The sequence below is a fragment of the Pseudomonas sp. B21-051 genome, assembly GCF_024748795.1.
GTDB classification, from domain to species: Bacteria; Pseudomonadota; Gammaproteobacteria; order Pseudomonadales; family Pseudomonadaceae; genus Aquipseudomonas; species Aquipseudomonas putida_A.
On record NZ_CP087166.1, the window covers coordinates 5565495 to 5581273 of the forward strand.

Here is a 15779-nt window from a genome sequence, read left to right on the forward strand (position 1 = left end):
AACGCTGCGCAACACCCCGCAAAACACCCAGGCTACCCGACCCGCAATCCTCGCCTAGCCTTCAAGCATTCCCCCTGAGCAAGGACGCTCAAAATGCTTGCCACGCTGCGCCTGTTTTCCGTTGTTCTACTGAGCTTCACGCCTCTGATCGCTTATTCCGCCTGCCCCGACTGGTCTGCCAGCAGGGCAAAAACTGAAATCTCGGCCCTGCAAAAGCAGATCGACCAATGGGACGACGCCTACCACCGCGAAGGCCGCTCGCTGATTGCCGACGAACTCTACGATCAATCGCGCGTGCGGCTCATCGAATGGCGCCAGTGCTTCCAGCAGCCCGCAGCGCCCGAACCGTTGCGCAGCGCGTCTGGCTCCGTCGCGCATCCAATCGCCCACACCGGTCTGGACAAGCTTCACCAAGCCGCCGCCGTTCAAGCATGGTTAAAGGATCGGCAGAATGTCTGGGCACAACCCAAGGTCGATGGCGTCGCAGTGACACTGATTTACCGCCGTGGCCTGTTGCAGCAAGCGATCAGTCGCGGCGACGGGGTCAGCGGTCAGGACTGGACAGCATCGGCGCAAAAGATCGCTGCCATTCCGCAACAACTGAGCCAACCGCTGGACCTGCTGGTGCAGGGCGAGCTCTACTGGCGCCTGGATCAACATGTGCAAGCCAGCGCCGGCAGCGTCAACGCCCGCGCCACGGTTGCCGGGCTGATGAGCCGTAAAACCTTGAGCGCAGAACAGGCGTCCGGGATCGGTCTGTTCGTCTGGGACTGGCCGCAGGGTCCGGCGAATCTGCCTGAAAGAATATCGACGCTAGCGACGTTGGGCTTCGCCACGACAGCGCCATTCAGTCAGGTCATCGCCAACCTTGCCGACGCGCAAAAATGGCGCGAGCACTGGTATCGATCGCCCTTGCCCTTCGCCACCGACGGCATTGTCTTGCGCCAGAGCCAGCGCCCACCGGCTGAGCGCTGGCAGGCGAGCGCACCCTACTGGGCTATCGCCTGGAAATACCCGTTTGCCCGAGCGCTGGCCGAAGTGCGCAAAGTCAATTTCAAAGTCGGCCGCAGCGGTCGCATCACGCCGGTATTGGAGTTGTCGCCGGTGATGCTCGATGACCGCGAGATCAGACGCGTCAGTGCCGGTTCACTCAAGCGCTGGCAGGCGCTGGATATCCGTCCCGGTGATCAAGTGGCAATCAGCCTGGCCGGGCTGACGATTCCACGACTCGACAGTGTGGTGTTGCGTACCACCGAACGAGCCGCCCTCGATATTCCCGACACGCGCGATTTTCACGCCTTGAGCTGCTGGCAACCGACACCCGGTTGCGAAAGCCAGTTTCTCGCGCGCCTGACCTGGCTCAGTGGCAAGCAGGGGCTGGCGCTGCAGAATGTCGGGCGCGGCACCTGGGAGAAACTTCTGGAAACAGGCCGCCTGAACAACCTGCTGGATTGGTTGACCCTCGACGAGCCAGAGCTTGCTAACATTGCCGGCTTCGGCGAACGCAGCAGCGCACGTCTGATCAACAGTTTTCACAGCGCCCGCCAACGGCCGTTCACCCAGTGGCTCAAAGCATTGGGTTTACCGTCGACGGGGCAGGCACAACTGGCCGACTCGTGGCAGGCGCTGGCACAACGCGACACCGAACAATGGCAGGCAGAAGCCGGAATCGGCCCGGGCCGCGCGGCGCAATTGAGCGCATTCTTCCGCGACCCGCAGGTGCTGGCCTTGAGTGACACATTACGCGCCGCCGGAATCGACGGTTTCTGATCACGCAATCCCCCGGCAGCCGGGAACCCAAGGGCCGTCAGACGCTCAAACAGCGCAGTGCCCCCGACCCGACTGCCTTTGCACATGGAGCTTTTATGAAATTTCTTGCACCGCTTGCCTTGCTGACTCTCTGTGGCGTCCTGGCCGCGCCTGCGATGGCCGACGAAGATGCACCAGGCCTGACCGGTTGCGCTGCGAAGAAGCAGGGCATCATCAATCAGATCGAACAAGCCAAATCCCGGGGCAACACCGATCAGCAGGCCGGTCTGCAGACCGCTCTGGATGAAGTGACCAAGAACTGCACCGATGCCGGTCTGAAGAAAGAACGCGAAAACAAGGTGCTGGAAGCCAAGCACGAAGTGAGCAAGCGTCAGGCTGATCTCGACAAGGCGATGAAGAAAGGCGATCCGGAGAAGATCAACAAGCGCAAGGACAAGCTCGCCGAATCGCGCAAAGAGCTGCAGGATGCGCTGGACCAGATCGACAAGTAACCAGTGTTGAGGGAGACGTCCTGTGGCGAGGGAGCTTGCTCCCGCTGGGCCGCAAAGCGGCCCCAACTCCATTCAATGGCGCTGCAGCAGACTCAACTTGGTTGAATGGGTTTACGACGGCTGCGCCGCCGAGCGGGAGCAAGCTCCCTCGCCACAGTCGTCCGGCAGTTTCCGACAATCAATGATCCCGAAACTCTTTATGGCAAGCGCTGCAGGCATCTTCAACCTTCTGCACGGCCGGCCCGAGGTTACTGGCCTTGTACGGCTGAACCTTACCGGCGATTACCAGTTCACCGGTGGCCGCTTCAAGGTTGCGGGCCAATTCCTGAAAGCGGGCCTGACGCAGCCAGACATCATCCTTGGCGCTGGTGTGATCTTCTTCACGCACCTGCGGGAAATGCTTCCACGGTTCATGCGACAACGCATCGAGCTTCACTGCGCCTTCGGCGAATTTCGGCCCGTCGAACGGAATGCGTCCGCGCAACATGCCGCCCAGGTCTTCGCCGGTCTTGAGCATCTGTTTGAAGATCGCCTTGCGTTGCCCCAGCGGAGAATTCGGATCGACGCCGCCACAGGCGGCCAAGGTCAGACAGGCCAGCAATACAACAGAAATTCTTTTAAGAGTCATGGTGGCTTCAGGTCACGGAATTCGGCGGCCAGTATCCTCGCGTCGCCGACAAACACCAATAGCCCTATTAAAAATACGGGTTGCCCGAGCGCATGGAGCACTTGGGCAACCGGCACAGGAATCACTCCATGAACAGCCGCTTCAAGGCCTGGCGTCACCCACTGATCGCAACCCTGCCATTGCTGGCAATCCTTGCCGGCTGCACCGGTGGCGACACTGCCAAACCGAAAACCCATGCCTTGGCCACTTATTCCAGCGCCACCTGGGAAGCCTTGCCGGCGGTGTCCGACAGCGATCTGGTCGCCGGTTTCGGCTCTTGGCGCAGCGCCTGCACCCGACTCAAGGCTGATCCGATCTGGGGCGGCACCTGCGCGGCAGCCGCCAACGTGCCGCTGAGCGCCAACGAGATCCGCGCCTTCCTCAAGCAGAACCTCGACGTATTCGGGCTGCGCGCCGAGCATGACAACCCCAACGGTCTGATCACCGGTTACTACGAACCGGTCTACCCCGGCAGCCTGACGCCCACCGAGGTGGCAAACGTGCCGGTGTACGGCGTGCCGGAAGACATGATCATCGTCTCACTGGACAGCATTTATCCGGAGCTCAAGGGCAAACGCCTGCGTGGCCGTCTCGAAGGCCGAGTGCTCAAGCCGTATGACGACGCGGCGACCATCGAATCCAAAGGCGTCAAAGCGCCGGTAGTGGCCTACCTGACCGATCCGATGAACCTGCAGTTTTTGCAGATCCAGGGTTCCGGGCGGATTCAGACACCGGATGGCAAACAGCTGCGCATTGCCTACGCCGATCAGAACGGCCACCCGTACCGACCGATCGGCCGCTGGCTGGTGGAACAGGGCGAGTTGAAGAAAGAAGACGTGACCATGGGCGCGATCAGCAACTGGGCCAAGGCCAACCCGTCGCGCATTCCGGAACTGCTGGGCAGCAACCCGAGCTACGTGTTTTTCACTCGCAACCCGGACAGCAACGAAGGCCCGCGCGGCTCGCTGAACGTGCCGCTGACTGCGGGTTACAGCGCAGCAGTGGATCGCAAGGTGATTCCTTTGGGCAGTCTGCTGTGGCTGTCGACCACCCGCCCCGATGGCACGGCGTTGGTGCGTCCGGTCGCAGCGCAGGACACTGGCGGCGCGATTGCCGGCGAGGTGCGTGCGGACCTGTTCTGGGGTACTGGCGATGCGGCCGGGCAATTGGCCGGGGACATGAAGCAGCAGGGGCAGATCTGGATGCTCTGGCCCAAAGGCGCGGCGTTGCCGCAAGTGCCGCAGGTCGCCGATAAAACTTGAAAAGCAAAAAGATCGCAGCCTGCGGCAGCTCCTACAGAGGAATGCGTACTCCTGTAGGAGCTGCCGCAGGCTGCGATCTTTTGATCTTGCTTTATCTATACCGAGACAAAGAAGAACGCTGCAATCAGGCCCATCCCGACAAACCATACCAGCGACCGCAGAACCGCCCAGTCCGCCAGGTAGCAGATGATGTACAGCAGGCGACTGGTGATAAACAGCACCGCCAGCACATTCACCGTCACCAGCTGCGCGGTGCCTACCAGATGCGCAACGATCACCGCCGCCGCGAATGCCGGGGTCACTTCGAAGCTGTTCAGCTGCGCCGCATGCGCCCGTCGGGCCACGCCGTTGAGACTTTCGAGAAAATCCCGGGGATCATGGTTGTCCTGAAGCCTGAAACCGCCGGTGGCCTTGGCCACGATCGTGCACACATACGGCAGGAAAATCGCGATCAATACGCACCACAGAGCCACCGTCATAAAGCCGTCCTTCTTCGAGTGATAGAGAATTGCGGGCAGTCAGAACTTCATCACCAGCATGCCGATCAGCACCAGCCCACAGGCTAAGAGCCGCGGCCTGCCGAAAGGTTCTTTCAGGTAGCGCATGCCGAACAGCACCACCAGAATCACGCTGATTTCACGCAGCGCTGCCGCTTCAGCAATCGAGCCCAACTGCATCGCCCACAGCACCAGAGCGTAGCTGAACAACACACAGAACCCGACCGCCAGACCCAGCTTCCACTGCTCGCGCCAGAACACCAGAAATGCCGGGCGTTTGGCCACCCACGCCAGCAACGGGAATGGCCAGGCGCTGAACAGCGTGACCCAGACCAGGTAATCCAGTGGATGCGACCAGCGCCGCAGGGCCTGACCATCGATGTAGGTGTAGCAACCGATGCACAAGCCGATCAGCGCCACCACCGGCAGCATCGACCACGGCAAATGCTTACCGCCACCGCCCTGCCAGAGCAGGCAGACCATGCCCAGCGGAATCAGCATGATCCCGAAGATCTGCTGCGCAGTGAGCACTTCGCCGGCGAAGATCAGGGTCAGCGCCAGCACCACCAGCGGCGACAAGCCGCGCATCAGCGGGTAGACCAACCCGAGGTCGCCGACCCGATAAGCTTGAATCAGCAGATAGCGATACAGCAGCTCGAACGCCGCCGAAGCCAGAATCCACGGCCAGATTTCCACCGGCGGCAGGCTGATAAAAGGTGACACCAGCGCCACGAACAACAGCGCCACCGTGTCCATGCACGCCACCACCAGCAGCCGTTCGGCACTGAACTTGATCAGGGTATTCCACGTCGCATGCAACAGCGCCGCCATTAACACCAGAACTGTCGCCGCCACGTCCCACTCCTTGATTTTTTTGTTGACCCTACACCAATGTCTGCGGCTGACCAACCGAGGGGAAGTGATTGTGTCCCCACCCCGAATCAGCCCATCCAACCTTTGCGCCGAAGAATCGGGGCGCTGTCTTTCCACCCCCATCCAATGGAGCCCGGATGCTAGAACTTGTCGCCGCTTTTATCTGCCTCACCACCCTTCTCACCTTCGTCAATTACCGCTTTATCGGCCTGCCGCCGACTATCGGCGTGATGGTCACCGCGCTGATGTTCTCCCTGTTGCTGCAAGGCCTGAGCGTGCTCGGCTATCCCGGCCTCGAAGAGCGCGTGCAGCAACTGATCGGCCAGATCGACTTCGGCGATCTGCTGATGAACTGGATGCTGTCGTTCCTGCTGTTCGCCGGCGCCCTGCACGTCAATCTCAACGACCTGCGCAGCTACCGCTGGCCCATCGGCCTGTTGGCCACTTTCGGTGTGCTGATTGCCACCGCCGTGATCGGCAGCCTCGCCTATTACATTTTTGCCCTGTTCGGCTGGCACGTGAGCTTCCTCTACTGTCTGCTGTTCGGCGCACTGATTTCGCCGACCGACCCGATCGCGGTGCTCGGCGTACTGCGTACCGCCAATGCCTCGAAGCCGCTGAAAACCACCATCGTCGGCGAGTCGCTGTTCAATGACGGCACGGCGGTGGTGGTGTTCACCGTGCTGCTGGGCATCGCCCAATTGGGTGAGACGCCGACCATCAGCGCCACGGCCATGCTGTTCGTGCACGAAGCCCTTGGCGGCGTGCTGTTTGGCGGGCTGATCGGTTATGGGGTGTACCGCATGATCAAAAGTGTCCAACAGCATCAGATCACGGTGATGCTGACCCTGGCGCTGGTGATCGGCGGTTCGGCGATGGCCACCGAGCTGCACGTCTCGGCGCCGATTGCGATGGTGGTGGCTGGTCTGATCATCGGTAACCTGGGGCGCAACCTGGCGATGAACGACATGACCCGCAAGTACCTCGACGGCTTCTGGGAGCTGCTCGATGACATGCTCAATGCGCTGCTGTTCGCACTGATCGGCATGGAGCTGTTGTTGCTGCCGTTCAACTGGGCGCACGTTGCGGCGGCCAGTTTGCTGGCGCTGGCTATTCTGCTGTCGCGCCTGCTCACTGTGGCCCCGGCCATCGTTCTGCTGCGGCGTTGGCGCACGGTGCCGCGCGGCACCATCCGCATTCTGACCTGGGGCGGTTTGCGCGGTGGGGTGTCGGTAGCACTGGCGCTGGCCCTGCCGCTGGGCCCGGAGCGCGATCTGCTGCTGAGCATCACTTACATCGTGGTGCTGTCGTCGATCCTGTTGCAGGGTCTGACCATCGGCAAGCTGGTCAAGCACGCCACCCGTGACGAGCCGGCCACAGCGGCCGAGCCGGCGCACCACTGATCATTTCTTGATCTGCTGCGGATCGGGCTTTTCGGCCTGATCCGCAGGCTGTTTCGCCTTGCCTGTATCTTTCGGCGCGCCGCTCTCGCTGCGGATCTGTGCATGGCTGATCAGGGCGAAGATGAAACTGCCGCCGATGATGTTCCCCGCCAGCGTGGGACCTGCAAACACCATCCAGAAATCACTCCACGGCAGCTCGCCGGCAAATACCAGATACGACACTTCCGCCGAACCGACCACGATGTGGGTGAAGTCGCCCAGCGCCATCAGGTAGGTGATGAGGATGATGATCCACATCTTCGCGCTCTCCATGGACGGGATCATCCAGACCATGGTGGCGATCATCCAGCCGGAAACGATGCCTTTGGCGAACATCTGACTGGCGTGGTTTTCCATGACCTTGCGGCCAATTTCAAGGAAGGCATGATCGGTCTTGGTGTCGAAGATCGGCAGCTCGAGCATCACGTATGCCACCAGAATCGTCCCGCACAAATTGCCGAACAGGACAACGCCCCACAAGCGGATCAGCCGACCGAAATTGGCCAGGGTCGGTTTGGTCATCACCGGCAGAACGGCGGTCAGGGTGTTTTCGGTGAACAGTTGCTGGCGGGCGAGAATCACCGCGAGGAAACCGGCGCAGTAGCCGAAACTGGCGATTACCTTGAACTCGTCACCTTCGGGCAGGCGCGAATTGAGCAGGCCCATGCCCATCAGCGACAGGCCCATGGTCAACCCGGCGGCAAGCGCCGACCACCACAATGCAGCGATGCTGCGCTCCAGTTCCTGATCGCCCTGGGTGCGGATGATTTCATGCAGAACCGCCGCGCGGGGCGGCTGGTTTTTCTCGACTTCGTGCTGTTCATCGGTCGAGAGGTTGGGGGTCTTGCCGTCTGTCGGGGTGGTCATGGCGTGGGAACCGGGTGGGGGGCTTTCAGCTACGACCGTTCTTGCCTGGAATACGTTCTGTACGCGCCTAGCAAATCCCCGGATTTACGCATGCCCGTGTAGGAGCTGCCGCAGGCTGCGATCTTTTGATCTTGCTCTACAAAGACAAAGTCAAAAGATCGCAGCCTTCGGCAGCTCCTACAGGGCTCGCATTACTCGCTGACGAGCTCATCTTCCTTGAACTGGTCTTTGACGTACTTGATCTCGGTGCGACCGTGCGGCGCCGGCAGGCCGTCTTCGCCGAGGTTGACGAATACCATTTTCTCGACGGTGAGAATGCTCTTGCGGGTGATCTTGTTGCGCACTTCGCAGGTCAGGGTGATCGAGGTGCGGCCGAACTCGGTGGCGGTGATGCCCAGTTCGATGATGTCGCCCTGGCGCGAGGCGCTGACGAAGTTGATTTCGGAAATGTACTTGGTCACCACGCGCTGATTGCCCAACTGGACGATCGCGTAAATCGCCGCTTCTTCGTCGATCCAGCGCAGCAGGCTGCCGCCGAACAGGGTGCCGTTGGGGTTGAGGTCTTCGGGTTTTACCCATTTGCGGGTGTGGAAATTCATGGTCACTCCTGAGCGTTTGCCGAAAGATGGCGCCATCTTGGCAGACCGAGCGGTCAGGCTCCATGAGCCTTCTACTATGGTCGCTATTAGCGATCTTCATCTGGCCGACAGAAACCCTTTGGAAGATCAGTCTAGACGGCTATAATCGCCCCCGTTTCAAAACGGTAACCTTCACTTGCTACCGTTTTCCCGCCACCTGTCCGAGGGGCGCTGCAGCAGGATCAACCTGTCAGGCTCGGATGGGGCGTTGACTGGCCACGGCCGGACACTAAACGCACAACGGCGCCCATTCGCATACATTACGAATGGAGGCTCTTCATGAGCGCTGTTATCACGCCTGCAGATTTTAACGATTACAAAGTTGCCGACATGTCCCTGGCTGCCTGGGGCCGTCGCGAAACCATCATCGCCGAGTCGGAAATGCCGGCCCTGATGGGTCTGCGCCGCAAGTACGCCTCCGAGCAGCCGCTCAAGGGCGCGAAAATCCTCGGCTGCATCCACATGACCATTCAGACTGCCGTGCTGATCGAAACCCTGGTTGCCCTGGGTGCCGAAGTACGTTGGTCGTCCTGCAACATTTTCTCGACTCAGGATCAGGCTGCTGCGTCCATCGCCGCTGCCGGCATCCCGGTTTTCGCCTGGAAAGGCGAAACTGAAGAAGAGTACGAGTGGTGCCTGGAGCAGACCATCCTGAAAGATGGCCAGCCATGGGACGCCAACATGATCCTCGACGACGGCGGCGACCTGACTCAGCTGCTGCACGACAAGTACCCACAAGTACTGGATCGCGTTCACGGCGTGACCGAAGAAACCACCACCGGCGTTCACCGCCTGCTGGACATGCTGGCCAAGGGCGAGCTGAAGATCCCTGCGATCAACGTCAACGACTCGGTGACCAAGTCCAAGAACGACAACAAGTACGGCTGCCGTCACAGCCTGAACGATGCGATCAAGCGTGGTACCGACCACCTGCTGTCCGGCAAGCAAGCGCTGGTCATCGGTTACGGTGACGTGGGCAAGGGTTCGGCCCAGTCCCTGCGTCAGGAAGGCATGATCGTCAAGGTTTCCGAAGTTGACCCGATCTGCGCCATGCAGGCCTGCATGGACGGTTTCGAACTGGTTTCACCGTTCATCGACGGTATCAACGACGGCACCGAAGCGAGCATCGACAAGGCGCTGCTGGGCAAGATCGACCTGATCGTGACCACCACCGGCAACGTCAACGTTTGCGACGCGAACATGCTCAAAGCCCTGAAGAAGCGCGCTGTTGTCTGCAACATCGGCCACTTCGACAACGAAATCGACACCGCTTTCATGCGCAAGAACTGGGCATGGGAAGAAGTGAAGCCACAGGTACACAAGATCCACCGTACCGGCCCGGGCGCTTTCGACGCGCAGAACGACGACTACCTGATCCTGCTGGCCGAAGGCCGTCTGGTGAACCTGGGCAACGCCACCGGTCACCCGAGCCGCATCATGGACGGTTCGTTCGCCAACCAGGTACTGGCGCAGATCTTCCTGTTCGGCCAGAAGTATGCCGACCTGTCGCCAGCCCAGAAAGCCGAGCGTCTGACCGTTGAAGTGCTGCCGAAGAAACTCGACGAAGAAGTGGCCCTGGAAATGGTGCGCGGCTTCGGCGGCGTGGTCACTCAACTGACCAAGCAACAGGCTGACTACATCGGCGTGACCGTCGAAGGCCCGTTCAAGCCGCACGCTTACCGCTACTAACAGGCGCTGTCTGCTCGCTCTCCCTGTGGGAGCGAGCCTGCTCGCGAAGGCGTCGCAACATTCAACATCTGTGTTGTCTGACCCGGCGCTTTCGCGAGCAGGCTCGCTCCCACATGGGATTGCAGCGCCTCGAAGGTTCTTGTTTCCAAGGATATGACCATGTCCCAAGACCGTCGCTACAGCTTCGAGTTCTTCCCGACCAAGACCGATGCTGGGCATGAAAAGCTGCTCAACGTTGCCCGTCAGCTGGCAACGTACAACCCCGATTTCTTCTCCTGCACCTATGGCGCTGGTGGTTCGACCCGTGATCGCACCCTCAACACCGTTTTGCAACTGGAAAGCGAAGTCAAAGTACCGGCCGCACCACACCTGTCGTGCGTCGGCGACAGCAAGGACGACCTGCGCGGCCTGCTGAACGAGTACAAGGCTGCCGGCATCAAGCGCATCGTTGCCCTGCGTGGCGACCTGCCCTCCGGCATGGGCATGACCAGCGGTGAGCTGCGTCACGCCAATGAACTGGTTGAGTTCATTCGTGAAGAAACCGGTGATCATTTCCACATCGAAGTTGCCGCTTACCCGGAGATGCATCCACAAGCGCGCAATTACGAAGACGATCTCGCCAACTTCGTGCGCAAGGCCCGCGCCGGCGCCGACAGCGCGATCACCCAGTACTTCTTCAACGCCGACAGCTACTTCTACTTCGTCGACCGTTTGCAGGCGCTGGGCGTGGATATTCCAGTCGTGCCGGGGATCATGCCGATCACCAACTACAGCAAGCTGGCGCGGTTCTCCGACGCCTGCGGTGCGGAAATCCCGCGCTGGATCCGCAAGCAACTGGAAGCCTACGGCGATGACAGCCAGAGCATTCAGCGCTTCGGCGAGCAAGTTGTCAGCGAAATGTGCGAACGCCTGCTGCAGGGCGGCGCACCGGGGCTGCACTTCTATTCCATGAACCAGGCTGAGCCTAGTCTGGCGATCTGGAATAACCTGAAGTTGCCACGTTAAGCACTAAAAGAAAGATAAAAAGATCGCAGCCTTCGGCAGCTCCTACAGGGGTGTCGTTGCTGCGATTTTTTGCTTTTGAATCCCCGAATTAGAGCTTGTGCAGGCACTTTCTGGCTCTTTCGCGTTTCTCGTCGTAATCTCAAGCCATGCCTTTTTTCGCGCAGTTACTCACCGTGCTGGTTTTTGCTTGCCTGAGCTTTGCCGCTCGGGGCGAGAAGCTGCGTATTGTCACCGAGCCGTGGGCACCGTACGTGTACGAAGAGGATGGCAGGAACCTCGGGCTGGACTACGAAACCACCGCCATCGTGTTCAAGCGTCTGGGAATCGAAGTCGAATGGCAGTTCCTGCCGTGGAAACGCTGCCTGTCGATGCTCGAGACTGGCCAGGCTGACGGCGCGCTGGACATTTTTCAGAGCGACGAGCGTGATGCCACCCTGCTCTACCCCATTGAACCGCTGTCGGACGTCGAGTTCGTGATGTTCTACGCCAATGACCGTCCCCATCCGTTCCGCCAGCTCGAAGACCTCAAAGGCCTGACCATCGGCACTTCGCCAGGCTATCTGTACAGCCCGGATTTCAGTCAGTCGACACTGTTCACCCGCGAGCCGGCACCGACCCACGAGGCCAACTTCGGCAAACTGCTGCGCGGACGCATCGACTTGCTGATCACCGATCGCCGCGTGGGTCAGCATTTGCTCGATCAATTGAATATCCGCGATCAAATCACCGAAAACCCCACGGTCATCAGCCGTCAGAGCCAATATCTGGCCGTTCGACGCAATGCCGGGATGGACTTGCTGGTGGCGCGTTTCGGCGCCGAGCTCAAGCGTTTCAAGCGCGAACCTGCCTATGCCGAGCTCAGCGCACGCTACGGCGCCGCCCCGGTCGACGCCGTGCCGCTGGGCAACGCCTCGGCCAGCCGTAAAACCGTTGAGCAGCAGGAAAGCAGCGCGCAGTGATTGCTCTGTTATACTCCGGCGTTCCCGCCAGGCTCACGCCCGGACGCCCGGAACCGTAACAGGCCTCTCGACCCGCTACAGCGCAGCTTTCAGCCCGCGCGAGCGCTCCTGACGTGCCTTCGGAACCGCAGCAGGACCGGACGGGATCGCGTCCTCTTAAACGCGATTCGCGCCAGGCAAGACTCCCATTGGGCCAAGCCCTAACTAAAACAGGATTACTCATGTCCTTTGCTTCCCTCGGTCTCTCCGAGGCTTTAGTCCGTGCCATCGAAGATGCGGGCTATACCGAGCCTACTCCGGTGCAACAGCGGGCCATTCCCGCCGTGTTGCAAGGTCGCGACCTGATGGTTGCGGCACAGACAGGTACCGGTAAAACCGGCGGTTTCGCCCTTCCGATCCTGGAGCGGTTGTTCCCCAACGGTCACCCGGACAAATCCCAGCGTCATGGCCCGCGCCAACCGCGCGTTCTGGTCCTGACCCCGACCCGCGAACTCGCGGCCCAGGTTCACGAGAGCTTCAAGATCTACGCCCGTGACCTGAAATTCGTCAGCGCCTGCATCTTCGGTGGCGTCGGCATGAACCCGCAAGTCCAGGCCATGTCCCGTGGCGTTGACGTGCTCGTCGCGTGCCCGGGTCGTCTGCTCGACCTCGCCGGCCAGGGCAGTGTCGATCTGTCCCACGTCGAAATCCTCGTCCTCGACGAAGCCGACCGCATGCTCGACATGGGCTTCGTCCACGACGTGAAGAAAGTCCTCGCGCGTCTGCCGGCCAAGCGTCAGAACCTGCTGTTCTCGGCGACGTTCTCCAAAGACATCACCGATCTTGCCGGCAAGCTGCTGCACAACCCGGAACGCATCGAAGTCACACCGCCGAACACCACGGTCGAGCGCATCGAGCAACGCGTGTTCCGTCTGCCGGCCAGCCACAAGCGTGCCCTGCTGGCGCACCTGATCACTGCCGGCGCCTGGGAACAGGTACTGGTGTTCACCCGCACCAAGCACGGCGCCAACCGTCTGGCCGAGTACCTGGACAAGCACGGCCTGCCGGCTGTGGCGATCCACGGCAACAAGAGCCAGAACGCTCGAACCAAAGCCCTGGCCGACTTCAAGGCCGGTGAAGTGCGCATCCTGGTCGCGACCGACATCGCCGCGCGCGGTCTGGACATCGATCAGTTGCCACACGTGGTCAACTTCGAACTGCCGAACGTCGATGAAGACTATGTGCACCGTATCGGCCGTACTGGCCGTGCCGGTCGTTCGGGCGAGGCGATCTCGCTGGTGGCCCCGGACGAAGAAAAACTGCTGAAAAGCATCGAACGCATGACCAAGCAGAAAATCGCCGACGGCGACCTGATGGGCTTCGATTCGAGCACTATTGAAGCCGAGAAGCCGGAAGCCCGTGAGCGTCCGGACATGCGCAACCCGCGCAACTCCCGTGGCCCACGTGGTGATGGTCCGAATGGCGGCGGTGGTGGCGGCGGTCGCAAGGACAAAGGCAAAGACAAGGGCAAGGAAAAACCCGCCGGCGAACGCGGCGAGCGCCCTGCCCGTCAGCAGAAACCACGTGAAGGCAGCCCGGCCCGCGAACAGCGTCCGAGCCAGCCACCACGCGCGGCGGCTGATCGTGCACCGGACGAGTTCCTCGACGACGATATCGATAACTTCGGTAACCGCGTCGATTACGTGCCGAAAGCCGCCCCTGCCGGTGGCCGTGGTCGCCGTCCAGGCGCGCCTACTCAGGGCGCAGGCGCAGGCGCTCCACGTGGCGGTCAGTCGCAAGGTCGCCAGAACGGCCCGCGCAACAGCAACGGTTCGAGCACCGGCACTCCGCCGGGCAAACGCAACGGCCCGCGCAACGGTGCTCCGCGTGATGGCCAGGGCCGTCGTGACGAGTCCTCGCGCAACCGCCGCCCGGCTCGCGACGATCAGCAACGTGCCGAACCGGCCGTGCAGAACCCGCGCAGCACCGGGCCAAAGATCATGCACAAGGAATCGAAAGCCGACCGCTTCCCGACGCCTGAGCAGCTCGATCAACTGCCGACCCGTCCGCGCGGTGAAAAACCAGCCTTGCTGACCCGCAATCGCTGAGTTATCGCGGCAATGAAAAATGCCCCGACTCGAAAGAGCCGGGGCATTTTTTTATGCCGTCACGAATATCCCTGAATCACCGCATATCCCCTGTGGGAGCGAGCCTGCTCGCGAAGGCGGCGGGTCAGTCAGCAATGATGTTGACTGAATGACCGCTTTCGCGAGCAGGCTCGCTCCCCCAAGGGATGTGGCAGGCAATAAAAAACGCCCCCGGCCTTGCGACCGGGGGCGTTTTGCATGACGGCGAAAATTACTTCGCTTTCACACCCTCAAACGAGATGTACAGATCGACGTTGTCGGACTGTGGACCCAGGTCCATCATCTTGCCGAAATCAGAGCGCTTGATGCTGGTGGTGCCTTCGAAGCCGGCACGGTAGCCGCCCCATGGATCCTTGCCTTCACCCAGGAACACGGCCTTGACCACGATTGGCTTGGTCACGCCGTGCAGGGTCAGGTCGCCGGTCACGTCGGCAGTGTCTTTGCCAGCGGCGTTCTTGCCGGTGGATTTGACGCTGGTGGAGACGAACTTGGCGTCAGCGTATTTGCCCACGTCCAGGAAGTCTTTGCTGGAGATGTGCTTGTCGCGCTCGGCGTGGTTGGTGAATACGCTGGCGGTTTTCACGTTGAATTCGATTTTGCTGTCTTCAGGCTTGGCAGCGTCAAAGCTGAACTTGCCGTCGATGTCCTTGAAGGTACCGGTGATGTAGCTGTAGCCCAGGTGGCTGATCTTGAAGTCGACGAAAGCGTGCTGGCCTTCCTTGTCGACAGTGTAATCAGCAGCCATCACGTTCGCGGACAGTACGGCAGAACCGATTGCCAGAGCGGCCAGAGTCTTTTTCAACATGCTTTCTTTTCCTTTGAGTCGAGGTTGAACTTCAGGCTTTGCGACCGAGCATTCGAGTGAGGGTCGCATCACGATCGATAAAGTGGTGCTTCAATGCTGCCAACGCATGGAGACCGGAAAAAATTACCAGCGCCCATGCCAGCCAGAGATGAATCACCCCAGCGGTATCTGCCTGATCCGGTAGCCCGGAAACCAGTGCAGGAACTTCAAACAGGCCAAACACCGGGATCCCGACACCGTCTGCGGTGGAAATCAGGTAACCGGCAAGCATCACAGCGAACAGCCCGACGTACAGAAACCCGTGGCCGAATTTGGCGCCGATGCGGGTCATGCGGCTGTAGCTTTGCAGCGTCGGTGGCGGTGGGCTGATAAAGCGCCACAACACCCGCAACACCATCACACCCAGCAGCACCAGACCGATGCTCTTGTGCAGATCCGGCGCGTCTTTGCGCCAGCTGCTGTAGTAATCCAGCCCCACCATCCACAGACCCAGCGCAAACAGTCCGAAGACCGCCAGCGCCACGCCCCAGTGCATGAAGATGCTGACCCAACCATAGCGTGAAGCAGAGTTACGTAGCTGCATTGCCCAAATCCTGTGAGAACTGCGAACCAAGACTAGCGAGTTATCTATCGAATTAAAGCGGAAAATTTTGCTTTGAAATATCGAGAAATACGATCAAGAGTCTGT

15 protein-coding genes and 1 riboswitch are annotated in these 15779 nt (G+C 60.5%); of the genes, 8 read left to right on the forward strand and 7 right to left on the reverse strand.

The window, feature by feature from the left end; all coding sequences use genetic code 11:
• Positions 1-93 precede the first annotated feature (93 nt).
• Complete coding sequence (gene ligB, locus LOY52_RS25085) at positions 94-1770, forward strand: NAD-dependent DNA ligase LigB (RefSeq protein WP_258676898.1); 1677 nt, start codon at positions 94-96, stop codon at positions 1768-1770.
• Between the two features lie 95 nt (positions 1771-1865).
• Entirely contained in the window at positions 1866-2261 is a 396-nt protein-coding gene (locus LOY52_RS25090) for a DUF1090 domain-containing protein (RefSeq protein WP_258676900.1), read from the forward strand.
• Between the two features lie 178 nt (positions 2262-2439).
• Here LOY52_RS25090 and LOY52_RS25095 read toward each other — a convergent pair whose 3' ends face one another.
• Positions 2440-2889 (reverse strand): cytochrome c, encoded by a 450-nt coding sequence (locus LOY52_RS25095; RefSeq protein WP_258676903.1) that lies wholly within the window; start codon positions 2887-2889, stop codon positions 2440-2442.
• A gap of 128 nt (positions 2890-3017) precedes the next feature.
• On the opposite strand from LOY52_RS25095, the gene LOY52_RS25100 reads away from it, so the two are divergent.
• A complete protein-coding gene (locus tag LOY52_RS25100) occupies positions 3018-4190 on the forward strand; it encodes a murein transglycosylase A (protein ID WP_258676905.1) in 1173 nt (390 codons plus the stop codon).
• A gap of 95 nt (positions 4191-4285) precedes the next feature.
• Here LOY52_RS25100 and LOY52_RS25105 read toward each other — a convergent pair whose 3' ends face one another.
• A complete protein-coding gene (locus tag LOY52_RS25105) occupies positions 4286-4669 on the reverse strand; it encodes an MAPEG family protein (protein ID WP_258676907.1) in 384 nt (127 codons plus the stop codon).
• 39 nt (positions 4670-4708) lie between these two features.
• On the reverse strand, positions 4709-5542 hold the full coding sequence (locus LOY52_RS25110; RefSeq protein ID WP_258676909.1) for an EamA family transporter: 834 nt from the start codon (positions 5540-5542) through the stop codon (positions 4709-4711).
• 155 nt (positions 5543-5697) lie between these two features.
• On the opposite strand from LOY52_RS25110, the gene LOY52_RS25115 reads away from it, so the two are divergent.
• Positions 5698-6963 (forward strand): sodium:proton antiporter, encoded by a 1266-nt coding sequence (locus LOY52_RS25115; RefSeq protein ID WP_258676910.1) that lies wholly within the window; start codon positions 5698-5700, stop codon positions 6961-6963.
• Here the strand turns inward: LOY52_RS25115 and LOY52_RS25120 are convergent, their stop codons facing one another.
• The gene (locus LOY52_RS25120; RefSeq protein WP_258676912.1) at positions 6964-7869 is read right to left on the reverse strand and encodes a formate/nitrite transporter family protein; all 906 of its coding nucleotides are present in this window, start codon (positions 7867-7869) and stop codon (positions 6964-6966) included. It lies immediately after the preceding gene.
• A 191-nt stretch (positions 7870-8060) separates the two neighbouring features.
• Positions 8061-8468, reverse strand: coding sequence for an acyl-CoA thioesterase (locus LOY52_RS25125; protein ID WP_047297108.1), 408 nt, complete (start codon positions 8466-8468; stop codon positions 8061-8063).
• A gap of 196 nt (positions 8469-8664) precedes the next feature.
• A riboswitch (S-adenosyl-L-homocysteine riboswitch) is annotated at positions 8665-8763 on the forward strand.
• A gap of 23 nt (positions 8764-8786) precedes the next feature.
• On the opposite strand from LOY52_RS25125, the gene ahcY reads away from it, so the two are divergent.
• From ahcY to LOY52_RS25145, 4 genes are all read left to right on the forward strand, one after another.
• Entirely contained in the window at positions 8787-10196 is a 1410-nt protein-coding gene (gene ahcY, locus LOY52_RS25130) for an adenosylhomocysteinase (protein ID WP_007959684.1), read from the forward strand.
• 159 nt (positions 10197-10355) lie between these two features.
• Positions 10356-11201: a methylenetetrahydrofolate reductase [NAD(P)H] gene (gene metF / locus LOY52_RS25135; protein WP_003229047.1), complete on the forward strand. Its 846-nt coding sequence runs from the start codon at positions 10356-10358 to the stop codon at positions 11199-11201.
• Between the two features lie 146 nt (positions 11202-11347).
• Positions 11348-12160 carry an ABC transporter substrate-binding protein gene (locus LOY52_RS25140; protein WP_258676914.1) on the forward strand — a complete coding sequence of 271 codons (813 nt, stop codon included), beginning with the start codon at positions 11348-11350 and terminating at the stop codon, positions 12158-12160.
• Between the two features lie 221 nt (positions 12161-12381).
• Positions 12382-14247: a DEAD/DEAH box helicase gene (locus LOY52_RS25145; RefSeq protein ID WP_258676915.1), complete on the forward strand. Its 1866-nt coding sequence runs from the start codon at positions 12382-12384 to the stop codon at positions 14245-14247.
• Positions 14248-14497: 250 nt separating this feature from the next.
• Here the strand turns inward: LOY52_RS25145 and LOY52_RS25150 are convergent, their stop codons facing one another.
• Both LOY52_RS25150 and LOY52_RS25155 read right to left on the reverse strand, forming a co-directional pair.
• Positions 14498-15091, reverse strand: coding sequence for a YceI family protein (locus tag LOY52_RS25150; RefSeq protein WP_047596554.1), 594 nt, complete (start codon positions 15089-15091; stop codon positions 14498-14500).
• A 31-nt stretch (positions 15092-15122) separates the two neighbouring features.
• Positions 15123-15674: a cytochrome b gene (locus LOY52_RS25155; RefSeq protein ID WP_047596555.1), complete on the reverse strand. Its 552-nt coding sequence runs from the start codon at positions 15672-15674 to the stop codon at positions 15123-15125.
• Positions 15675-15779 lie beyond the last annotated feature (105 nt).

Excerpts from the sequence above, each read along its gene's own strand:
- metF (WP_003229047.1), top strand. The coding sequence starts at position 10,356 with ATGTCCCAAGACCGTCGCTACAGCTTCGAGTTCTTCCCGACCAAGACC.
- LOY52_RS25105 (WP_258676907.1), bottom strand. The coding sequence starts at position 4,669 with ATGACGGTGGCTCTGTGGTGCGTATTGATCGCGATTTTCCTGCCGTAT.
- ligB (WP_258676898.1), top strand. The coding sequence starts at position 94 with ATGCTTGCCACGCTGCGCCTGTTTTCCGTTGTTCTACTGAGCTTCACG.
- LOY52_RS25155 (WP_047596555.1), bottom strand. The coding sequence starts at position 15,674 with ATGCAGCTACGTAACTCTGCTTCACGCTATGGTTGGGTCAGCATCTTC.
- LOY52_RS25150 (WP_047596554.1), bottom strand. The coding sequence starts at position 15,091 with ATGTTGAAAAAGACTCTGGCCGCTCTGGCAATCGGTTCTGCCGTACTG.
- LOY52_RS25095 (WP_258676903.1), bottom strand. The coding sequence starts at position 2,889 with ATGACTCTTAAAAGAATTTCTGTTGTATTGCTGGCCTGTCTGACCTTG.
- LOY52_RS25120 (WP_258676912.1), bottom strand. The coding sequence starts at position 7,869 with ATGACCACCCCGACAGACGGCAAGACCCCCAACCTCTCGACCGATGAA.
- LOY52_RS25100 (WP_258676905.1), top strand. The coding sequence starts at position 3,018 with ATGAACAGCCGCTTCAAGGCCTGGCGTCACCCACTGATCGCAACCCTG.
- LOY52_RS25090 (WP_258676900.1), top strand. The coding sequence starts at position 1,866 with ATGAAATTTCTTGCACCGCTTGCCTTGCTGACTCTCTGTGGCGTCCTG.
- LOY52_RS25125 (WP_047297108.1), bottom strand. The coding sequence starts at position 8,468 with ATGAATTTCCACACCCGCAAATGGGTAAAACCCGAAGACCTCAACCCC.
- LOY52_RS25140 (WP_258676914.1), top strand. The coding sequence starts at position 11,348 with ATGCCTTTTTTCGCGCAGTTACTCACCGTGCTGGTTTTTGCTTGCCTG.
- ahcY (WP_007959684.1), top strand. The coding sequence starts at position 8,787 with ATGAGCGCTGTTATCACGCCTGCAGATTTTAACGATTACAAAGTTGCC.
- LOY52_RS25115 (WP_258676910.1), top strand. The coding sequence starts at position 5,698 with ATGCTAGAACTTGTCGCCGCTTTTATCTGCCTCACCACCCTTCTCACC.
- LOY52_RS25145 (WP_258676915.1), top strand. The coding sequence starts at position 12,382 with ATGTCCTTTGCTTCCCTCGGTCTCTCCGAGGCTTTAGTCCGTGCCATC.